Source organism: Nocardioides sp. 616, assembly GCF_002930065.1.
GTDB lineage: Bacteria > Actinomycetota > Actinomycetes > Propionibacteriales > Nocardioidaceae > Nocardioides > Nocardioides houyundeii.
The window spans coordinates 82645-92178 of the sequence record NZ_POAG01000023.1; the positions used below are offsets into that span (position 1 = coordinate 82645).

Here is a 9534-nt window from a genome sequence, read left to right on the forward strand (position 1 = left end):
GGGGCGTGAGTCACGCCTTGCCGAGGATGCGGTTCAGGTTGGTGCTGCAGACAGGGCAGACAGCCTTGGCCATCCGGGTGCCCTTGTCATTGACCTTGACCTCACCCTCCGCCTCGCGCTTCTCCTTGCACTTGACGCAGTAGAACTCGCCGCTCCAGGTCTCCGCCATGACGGCCTCCTTGTGATTGGTATTGCTTGGTCGTCGCGACGGGGGGATCGGGGAAGCCCGTCGGAGTCCAGGGACGAATGGGTCCCAGACCGCTCGAAACACTACGCCACCAGCGGTCGCAGGCGTGAACGGCACACCGGTGAGCGTGAAATCGTCCGAGCGCAGAAGAGACCCCCGCCGAGCGCGAACGCGTGCCTTCCCCTTGCGAACGTCCGCGACCCGGCCGGGGCCTCGTCAGTGCCGAACGCTAGGGAGTCCGCACCGGTGGGTCAACCGGAATGCAGGCATTTGACCTGTTCGGAGGGTGAACAGCCTGTGGAGAAGCTGTGCAAAACTGCGCGGAACTGTGGATGACCCCCCTTGATGGCAGGATTCGCCTGTGGAGGACGCGCCCGGGAACGGCCTTCGGCACCCGGCTGAGCAGCACCGATGCCGCAGCAGCGGTTGTGGAGGAAAGATTCGTGCCTGAGGAGAGCCGGTCCGAGCTGGGACCCGTGGCAGCGCTGCGCCGGATCGCGTTCCTGCTGGAGCGCGCCCGGGAGGACACCTACAAGGTGAAGGCCTACCGGGCGGCGGCCGCCGCCATCTTGCCGCTGGACCCCTCCGAGCTGGCTCGCCACCTCGACGAGGAGACGCTGACCACCCTGCCCGGCGTCGGGCGCAGCACCGCCGCGGTGATCGCGGCCGCGGCGCAGGGCAGGGTGCCCGAGCGCCTGGCCGAGCTCGAGCAGCGATACGCCGGACCGCTGGCCCCCGGCGGCCGGGAGCTGCGAGAGGCGCTGCGCGGGGACCTGCACTCCCACTCGGACTGGTCCGACGGTGGCTCACCGCTGGAGGAGATGGCGTTCACGGCCATGGAGCTGGGGCACGAGTACCTCGTGCTCACCGACCACTCGCCGCGCCTGAAGGTGGCGCACGGGCTCTCCGCGGGACGGTTGGCCCGTCAGCTCGACGTCATCGACGCGGTCAACACCCATCTGGGGGGCGGGGGCTTCACGCTGCTCAAGGGCATCGAGGTCGACATCCTCGACGACGGGAGCCTCGACCAGACCGACGAGATGCTGGCGCGGCTCGACGTACGCGTCGCCAGCGTGCACTCCAAGCTGGGCATGGACGCCGACGCGATGACCCGCCGCATGGTGGCCGCCACCACCCACCCGCTGATGAACGTCCTGGGGCACTGCACCGGGCGCCTGGTCACCGGCAACCGGGGGGTGCGGGCGCAGAGCCAGTTCGACGCCCGAGCCGTCTTCGAGGCGTGCCTGGCGGGCGACGTCGCGGTCGAGATCAACAGCAGGCCGGAGCGGCGGGACCCGCCCACCGCCCTGCTGGAGCTGGCGCGGGACGTGGGGTGCCTGTTCTCCATCGACAGTGACGCCCACGCGCCAGGACAGCTCGACATGCTCGACTACGGGTGCGAGCGGGCGGAGGCGGCCGGCATCGAACCGGACCGCATTGTCAACACGTGGTCGCAGGAGCGACTGCTGGCGTGGGCCAACCAGTAGCGTCACGCTTATGGATCCGGGGGCGGAGGTCGAGGTACGGCGCAGCAAGCGGCGCCGTCGTACCGTGTCGGCCTATCGGGAGGGCGACAGGATCGTGGTGCTCATCCCCGCGGCGATGAGCAAGCGCGAGGAAGGGCGCTGGGTACGCGACATGGTGGCCCGGCTGGAGCGCTCGGAGGCGCGCAAGCGTCCCAGCGACGACCAGATCCTGGCCCGCGCGAGCCAGCTCAACAACGACATCTTCGGTGGACTGGCCCAGCCGGCATCGGTGCGCTGGGTCGGCAACCAGCGCAGCCGCTGGGGCTCCTGCACACCCGGCGACCGGTCCATCAGGCTGTCGGCCCGGCTCCAGGGTCTGCCCACCTGGGTCATCGACTACGTGATCGTGCACGAGCTGGCGCACCTGCTCGAACCCAGCCACGACGAACGCTTCTGGGGCTGGGTCAACCGCTACCCGCGCGCCGAGCGGGCGCGCGGCTACCTGCTCGGCTGGTCCGCGGCCGCCCAGGTCGATCCGCCGGACAGTGAGGGGCCAGAGGGTCGCGAGGACGAGGTGATCGACTGACGCCACCGGTCACGGGACGCCGAGATCAGCTCGTGCATCTCCGTTTCCAGGCCGGGTGGCAGGGCGTCGACGGGCCACCAGCGCACGTCGAGCGACTCCTCGCTCGCGCCGTGCGCCACCCCGCGCTCGGCGAGCGCGGTGAAGCGCACGTCGAGATGCTGGACCGTTCCTGAGAGGTCGCAGAAGTCGACCGCGTGCTCGTCCAGGTGCACGGGCACCGGATCCAGCTCCAGGGATGCGACTCCGGACTCCTCCAGGCCTTCACGCAGGGCGACGCCGGACAGGGACCGGTCCCCGGGCTCGCAGTGCCCGCCGAAGGCGAACCAGCGCCGTGCCTTGCGGTGCAGGTTGAGCAGCACCTGGTCCAGGTCCGGGGAGAGCACCAGGACCCCGGCGGTCAGGTGGTCGGGGAAGCATCCCCGGTCCAGCCCGTCGGGTCGCGCGAGCAGGTGGGTGACGAAGCGCTGGCGCAGCTCGGACTGCCGCCCCGCCGGCGGCTGCCAGTGCTGCAGGCGGGCGAGGGCGTCCGCGTGCAGGCTCACTCCTGGGGTCGGTCCTCGGGAGCGTCGCCGCGCGGGCCGTCCAGCAGGTCGCGGAGCCCGGCGTCGAACTCCTCCTCCGAGAGGTCCCCGGTCGCCTCTGCGCCCTCGCGGAAGCCGAGGGGATCGTCGAGGTCAGCGGCGGTGGGCAGCAGGTCCGGGTGCATCCACACGCCGTCCCGGGCCTCGGTGCCCTGTCGGGTCTGCAGCGAGCCCCACAGCGTGGAGGCCTCCCGCAGCCTGCGGGGGCGCAGCTCCAGACCCACCAGCGAGGCGAAGGCCTGCTCGGCCGGGCCGCCCGCGGCACGGCGGCGGCGTACTGCCTCCTGGAGCTTGGCCGCGGCCGGCATGCGCTCGGCCGTCGCCTGGCCCACGACCTGGTCGACCCAGCCCTCGACCAGCGCCAGGGTGACCTCGAGCCGCTCCAGGGCGGCGCGCTGCTTGGGGGAGTCCGAGAGGTCGAAGAGCCCACCCTCGAAGGCCTCCTGCATGGCCATCGGGTTGGTCATGTCCATGCCGCGCAGCTTCTCCTCCATGTCGGAGGTGTTGATCTCGATGCCACGGGCGTAGTCGGTCACCGCTGCGAGCAGGTGCTCGGAGAGCCACGGCACGTTGGCGAACAGCCGGTGGTGCGCAGCCTCCCGCAGCGCCACGTAGAGCAGCACGTCGTCATCGGTGACGTCAAGTCCCTCGCCGAAGGCCCGGATGTTGGCCGGGACCAGGGCGGCCTGGCCGGGGGTGGACAGGGGGAGCCCGACGTCGGTGACGCCCCACACCTCCCCGGCGAGGGTGCCGAGCCCGGACCCGACCTGGGTGGCGACCATCGCGCCCGTGGCCTTGCCCAGCATCCCGATCAGCGGGCCGGCCAGGGCCCGTGCCTCCTCGGGGAGGGCCTGGCCCAGGGACTCCACCGCGGAGGTCGCGATCGGCTCCACCAGCTTCTTCCACACCTCGGTGGTGCCCACGATCCACTCGGCCCGGCTCCAGGCCGTCGCCTGGGTGACCCCGGAGCTGAAGTCCGTGGCGGTGTCGAGCCAGTGGTCGGCCAGGCGGACCGCGTCCGCCACCGCGTCCTTCTGGGCCTGGGTCGGGGAGGGGTCCGGCTGCTGGGCGGCGCTCTTGCGGGCCATGTCGATCGCGTAGTCCCAGTTGATGGGCCCCTCGTAGGGCTGCATCAGCCGCTGCACCTGCCCCATCAGCGAAGCGAGGTCCGGCATGCCGGCTGGCAGTCCGCCGCCGGCGCCGAAAAGCTGCTCGAAGGGAGTGCCCTTGAACGGGTTGTCGTCTCCCTGGCCAGGCTGAGGGGGGTTGTCGGTCATGTCACGAGATTACTCGCCGACCGGTTGCCGGACAGTGGGGCGGGCGCCTCCTACAGCGGGCGCCTCCTACACTCGGCGGCGTGAGCTCTCGTGACGCCGTACGGCTGGTTGACCTGCGCGAGTCCGACCTGGACGTCGCCGAGGTGCTGGCAGCCCTGGACGATCCTGCCGCTGGTGGGCTGACGCTCTTCGTCGGTCGGGTCCGCGACCACGACGGCGGGCGAGGTGTGGACGGGCTCGACTACTCCGCACATCCCAGCGCCCTGGACAAGCTGCGCGAGGTGGCCGACCGGATCGCCGAGGAGCACGACGTGCTGGGCGTGGCGGCCGTGCACCGGACCGGGACGCTGCGGGTCGGGGACATCGCCGTGGTGGTCGCGGCCACCGCCGCGCACCGGGACGGTGCCTTCCGGGCCTGCCGGGCCCTGATCGACACCCTCAAGGCAGAGGTGCCGGTCTGGAAGCACCAGCGCTTCGACGACGGCGACGAGGAGTGGGTCGGCACCCCCTGACGGCACGGTCCGGATCGACGCCCGGGGGTGGGACTGCACGCGGGCCGCTCCGCCGCGGCGTGGCACGAGCGCCCGGACCACGTGGGTGCCTAGGCTCCAGGGGTGGAGATCCTGTGGTGGCTGGTGCCCTCGCTGGCGGTGACGTCCGCCGCCATGTGCTGGGTCGGTTGGCTGGGCCGCGAGGGGCGGGGCGAGATCGACCGCGAGGTGGCGGTCGAGCGGCTCGCCCGCGCGCTGAGCAAGGACCGGCCGACCCCGGCCAAGCCGGAGGCGCGGATGCGGGACCGGAGCACCGGCATCGCGGTGCGACCGACCCGGGACGCCTCCGAGGTGCCGCCGTCCACCCGACGCGCGTCGTAGTTGCAGCCGTTTGAGAGGCTGGCGCCATGAGTCAACGGACCTTGGCGGGTGTTCTCGCGGTGCCGTTGATCGTCGCGCTGTGGCTGGCCGCCGTTTTCACCCCCCTTCCGTACGTCACCTACGAGCCAGGACTGACCGTCAACGTGCTCGGCGAGTCCGACGGCCACGAGATCGTCCAGGTCTCCGGGGCCAAGACCTACCGTGACGACGGGCAGCTGCGTCTGACCACCGTCTACGTGTCCCGCCCCCAGGCCACGGTCAACCTCTTCGAGGTCCTCGCCGCCTGGGCGGACCCCGACGACGCCGTGCTGCCCTACGACTCGGTCTACAGCCCGGACCAGACGCGTGAGGAGAGCAAGATCGAGGGCGCGGTGCAGATGGTCTCCTCCCAGGACACCGCCATCGCGACGGCGTTGACCGAGCTCGGCTACGAGGTCAGTCCGGTGGTGGAGGTGCTCTCGGTCAGCGAGGGTCTTCCCGCGGACGGCAAGCTCGAGGTCAGGGACCAACTCGTCGAGGTGGCCGGGCGACCCATCGCCGACGCCGACGACGTGGTCGCAGCGGTCGACGCAGCACCCGCGGGCCAGCCGTTGGAGTTCGTCGTCCAGCGCGACGGGAAGCGGCTCACCACCCAGGTCACCCCGACCCTGGTGGACGGCGACAAACGGGTCGGGATCACCCCGGGCGTCGGCTACGACTTCCCCTTCGACGTCTCGGTGAGCCTGGACTCCAGCATCGGCGGACCGAGCGCGGGCCTGCTCTTCGCGCTGTCGGTCTACGACACCCTCACTCCGGGCTCGCTGACCGGCGGCAACATCGTGGCCGGCACCGGCACCCTGGACGCCGAGGGCAAGGTCGGGCCCATCGGGGGAGTGGCCCAGAAGATCGCCGCCGCCAGGGAGGCCGACGCCGGCCTGTTCCTCGTGCCGGCGGCCAACTGCGATGAGGCGGTGGACGCCGAGAACGGCGACATGCGCCTGGTGCGCGTCGAGACCATGAAGTCCGCCCTCGAGGCGGTCCAGGACTGGGCGGCAGACCAACAGGTCGAACTGCCGTCGTGTGAAAGGAACTCCACGTCATGACGGACCCACAGACCCAGGTGACTCTTCCCGATCCTGCCCTGGCTGCGGCGGTGCTCGAGATCGAGACGCACGTCGCGAGCCTGGGCTGGGACCAGCCGGCCCGGATGTATGCCCTGGTCGGCACCCAGCGGCTCGTCGAGTCCGAGCCGGACCTGGCCGCCAGCATGGGGCTGGACCAGTCCGCGGCGATGGGGTCGCTGACCCCGGTCGAGCAGGAACGCCTCCCGGTGGACCAGCCCCTGGAGCAGGTGCTGGAGTCCATCGTCTGGCCGGAGCGCGTCGACGGGTGCGCGGTCGCCCTGGAGCGCCTGGTGCTGCCGCCCGGCTCGGATGCCGAGCTCCCCGAGGACCCGACGGAGGCCGGTGAGTTCGCGCGGAACCACCCGTTGCGGCAGGAGGTGCGCCTGGTGGCGGGCGTCACCCGCACCGGCTCGACGTACTGCGCGCTGCGGCTGCGCGCCCACGACGACCAGCAGTCGGTCGTGGACGGCACCGACCTGGTGCCCGGCCTGATCGCCCTGCTTTCCAGCACGTTCGACGACGAGGAGACCCAGTGAGTGGAATGTTCGGCCAGCCGGCCCGGCCGGCGGCGGAGCCGCCCGCAGTGCCCAGGCGGTCACGGGCGCTGGTGATCACGGCCGCGGTGCTGCTGGTGGGCTTCCTGCTGCTCACCGCGTTCGCGTCCTTCTGGACCGAACGGCAGTGGTTCGACTCGTTCGGCTTCGGCGGGGTGTTCAGCACCCTGCTGTGGACCCGCGTCGGGCTGTTCGTCACCTCCGCAGTCGTGATGGGCGCCTTCGTCGCGCTCAACATGTACCTGGCCTACAGGTTCCGTCCCTACTTCCGCCCCGCGTCCAGCGAGCAGGACAACCTCGATCGCTACCGCGGAGCGGTGACCCCGCTGCGGGGATGGCTGCTGGCCGGCGTCTCGGTGGTGCTGGGGCTGTTCGCCGGCGCCTCCGGTGCCGGACAGTGGCGCGAGTTCACGTTGTGGCGCAACTCGGTGCCGTTCGGCACCAAGGACCCGTTCTTCGACCGCGACGTGAGCTACTACGTCTTCGAGCTGCCGTGGTGGCACTACGTCGTCGACTTCACGATGGCGGTCGCCGTCATCGGGCTGCTGGCCGCCGCGGTCGTGCACTACCTGTACGGCGGCATCCGGCTCCAGGCGAGCCGGGACCGGCTCAGCCCGGCCGCGCAGGCGCAGTTCTCCGCGCTCCTGGGTCTCTTCGTGCTCGCGAAGGGCGTCGACTACTGGCTTGACCGCTTCGACCTCCTCAACGAGGAAGGCGGCCTGATCACCGGGATGAACTTCACCGACGACAAGGCGGTGCTGCCGGCCAAGAACATCCTGCTGGGGATCTCGATCATCTGCGCCGTGCTCTTCTTCCTCAACATCTGGCGCAAGACCTGGGTGCTGCCCTCGGTCGGCGTCGCGCTGCTGGCGCTCTCCGCCATCCTGCTCGGCCTGATCTGGCCCGGCGTCGTGCAGAGGTTCCAGGTCTCGCCGAGCGAGCCGGACAAGGAGGCGCCGTACATCGAGAAGAACATCGCCGCGACCAGGGCGGCGTACGGCATCGACGGCGTTGAGGTCAAGCGCTACACCAGCGCTCCCGAGCTCGACGCCCAGCTGGCGGCCCTGGACGCCGACACCTCGTCGGTCCCGCTGGTCGACCCCCAGCTGGTGAAGCAGACCTTCGAGCAGCAGCAGCAGGTCCGCGCCTACTACACCGTCGCTGACGTGCTCGACGTGGACCGCTACACCCTCGGCGGCCAGGAGCGCGCCATGGTGCTGGGTGTCCGCGAGCTCGACCAGGACGGCCTGGCTTCGGGGGACCGCAACTGGTCCAACCTGCACACCGTCTACACCCACGGCACCGGGATGATCGCGGCGTACGCCAACCAGCGCCCCGGGGACAACCGGAGCCAGGACTCCGGGATCCAGTGGGCCGAGGGCCAGGAGAGCGGGCAGAGCGCCCTGGCCGAGATGGAGGGCGAGCCCTACGAGCCCCGGGTCTACTTCGGTGAGCTGAGCCCGAGCTACTCGATCGTCGGCAAGTCCTCCGACGGCCCCGACGTCGAGCTCGACCTGCCGCAGGGTGATGAGGACGACTCCAGCGCCACCACCACCTACGACGGCGACGCCGGCGTGCCGGTGGGCGGGCTGTTCAACAAGCTGCTGTACGCGGTGAAGTTCGGCGAGCCGAACATGCTGCTCTCCTCGCGGGTCAACGAGAACAGCAAGATCCTCTACGACCGCAACCCCCGCCGGATGGTCGAGAAGGTCGCCCCCTGGCTCACCGTGGACGCAGACCCGTACCCGGTCGTCGTCGACGGGCGCATCCAGTGGATCCTCGACGGCTACACCGTCACCGACCAGTACCCGCAGTCGGAGCGGGAGTCCTTCGAGGACATGACCGACGACTCGCTGCAGCAGGCCCCGGGCTTCCAGACCCTGCCCACCGACGAGGTCAACTACGTGCGCAACGCCGTCAAGGCGACGGTCGACGCCTACGACGGCACCGTGAAGCTCTACGCCTGGGACGAGGAGGACCCGATCCTCCAGGCCTGGCGCGGCGCCTTCCCCGACGTGGTCCAGGACAAGGACGAGATCCCCGACGCCCTGATGTCGCACCTGCGCTACCCCGAGGACCTCTTCAAGGCCCAGCGCTACCAATTCGCCCGCTACCACGTGCAGGACCCCAAGGACTGGTACCAGAACAACAACCGCTGGGAGGTCCCCGAGGACCCGAACGACAAGGACAACCAGCAGCCGCCGTACCGCCTGTTCCTGAACCGGCAGGCCGAGGGCGAGGAGGAGCCCGCGGAGGACCAGGTCTGGTCCCTCACCTCGGTGTACGTGCCCCGTGACAAGGCCAACCTCGCCGCCTTCGTCTCGGTCAACTCCGACGCCAACAGCCCGGACTACGGCAAGATCGAGGCGCTGGAGCTGGCCGACGAGCGGACCAACGGGCCAGCGCTGGTGGCCAACGAGATCGCCTCGGACGAGGACGTGCGCGACGAGCTGTTCTCGTTCGACCAGGGTGGCATCAACCCGCGTTACGGCAACCTGCTGACCATGCCGGTCGGCGACGGGCTGATGTACGTGCAGCCCCTGTACGCCGCTCGCGACTCCTCGGAGTCCTCCTACCCGATCCTGAGCTTCGTGCTCGTCTCCTACGGCGGACGGGTCGGCATCGACACCACCCTGCGCGGCGCGATCGCCGACGTGCTGGGCGTGGAGGACTCCGAGACGGCCACTCCCACCGAGCCCGAGGGCGGGGAGGAGACCCCGTCGGAGCCCGCGGAGTCGGTGAACGCCCAGGTGCGCAAGCTGCTCGACCAGGCCGCCACCAAGTTCGAGGAGGCCGGGGCGGCCCAGCGCGAGGGGGACACCGTCGGTTGGGCCGAGGCGATCGCCGAGGCCGAGGCGCTGATCGACGAGGCCGTGGAGCTGACCGACGAGTGACCCGCGGTGGGGCG

At 70.7% G+C, this 9534-nt stretch carries 10 protein-coding genes; 7 read left to right on the forward strand and 3 right to left on the reverse strand.

Going from position 1 to position 9534, the window contains the following annotated elements; all coding sequences use genetic code 11:
• Positions 1-10: 10 nt before the first annotated feature.
• Positions 11-169, reverse strand: a complete 159-nt coding sequence (locus tag C5H89_RS19180; RefSeq protein WP_091115022.1) for a DUF5679 domain-containing protein — start codon at positions 167-169, stop codon at positions 11-13.
• A 461-nt stretch (positions 170-630) separates the two neighbouring features.
• Between C5H89_RS19180 and C5H89_RS16540 the strand changes: the two genes are divergently transcribed.
• Both C5H89_RS16540 and C5H89_RS16545 read left to right on the forward strand, forming a co-directional pair.
• Positions 631-1674, forward strand: coding sequence for a PHP domain-containing protein (locus C5H89_RS16540; protein WP_240181921.1), 1044 nt, complete (start codon positions 631-633; stop codon positions 1672-1674).
• A 10-nt stretch (positions 1675-1684) separates the two neighbouring features.
• Positions 1685-2239 (forward strand): M48 family metallopeptidase, encoded by a 555-nt coding sequence (locus C5H89_RS16545; protein WP_104108078.1) that lies wholly within the window; start codon positions 1685-1687, stop codon positions 2237-2239.
• On the opposite strand, the gene C5H89_RS16550 is transcribed toward C5H89_RS16545, so the two are convergent.
• Together C5H89_RS16550 and C5H89_RS16555 are read right to left on the reverse strand one after the other, a co-directional pair.
• Positions 2152-2781 (reverse strand): NUDIX domain-containing protein, encoded by a 630-nt coding sequence (locus C5H89_RS16550; RefSeq protein ID WP_104108079.1) that lies wholly within the window; start codon positions 2779-2781, stop codon positions 2152-2154. The two genes, C5H89_RS16545 and C5H89_RS16550, sit on opposite strands and share 88 nt — an antisense overlap.
• Positions 2778-4097, reverse strand: coding sequence for a zinc-dependent metalloprotease (locus C5H89_RS16555; protein WP_104108080.1), 1320 nt, complete (start codon positions 4095-4097; stop codon positions 2778-2780). The genes C5H89_RS16550 and C5H89_RS16555 overlap by 4 nt, the downstream gene beginning before the upstream one ends.
• 80 nt (positions 4098-4177) lie before the next feature.
• Here C5H89_RS16555 and C5H89_RS16560 point away from each other — a divergent pair, with 80 nt between their 5' ends.
• The 5 genes from C5H89_RS16560 to C5H89_RS16580 all read left to right on the forward strand — a co-directional run bounded on the left by C5H89_RS16560 (position 4178) and on the right by C5H89_RS16580 (position 9520).
• Positions 4178-4609, forward strand: a complete 432-nt coding sequence (locus tag C5H89_RS16560; RefSeq protein ID WP_104108081.1) for a molybdenum cofactor biosynthesis protein MoaE — start codon at positions 4178-4180, stop codon at positions 4607-4609.
• Positions 4610-4711: 102 nt separating this feature from the next.
• Positions 4712-4969, forward strand: a complete 258-nt coding sequence (locus C5H89_RS16565; protein WP_205305089.1) for a hypothetical protein — start codon at positions 4712-4714, stop codon at positions 4967-4969.
• A 26-nt stretch (positions 4970-4995) separates the two neighbouring features.
• A complete protein-coding gene (locus C5H89_RS16570; RefSeq protein WP_104108082.1) occupies positions 4996-6051 on the forward strand; it encodes a PDZ domain-containing protein in 1056 nt (351 codons plus the stop codon).
• Positions 6048-6608: a PPA1309 family protein gene (locus tag C5H89_RS16575; RefSeq protein WP_104108083.1), complete on the forward strand. Its 561-nt coding sequence runs from the start codon at positions 6048-6050 to the stop codon at positions 6606-6608. Before C5H89_RS16570 ends, C5H89_RS16575 begins: the two co-directional genes overlap by 4 nt.
• A gap of 5 nt (positions 6609-6613) precedes the next feature.
• Entirely contained in the window at positions 6614-9520 is a 2907-nt protein-coding gene (locus C5H89_RS16580; protein WP_104108084.1) for a UPF0182 family protein, read from the forward strand.
• Positions 9521-9534: the final 14 nt, after the last annotated feature.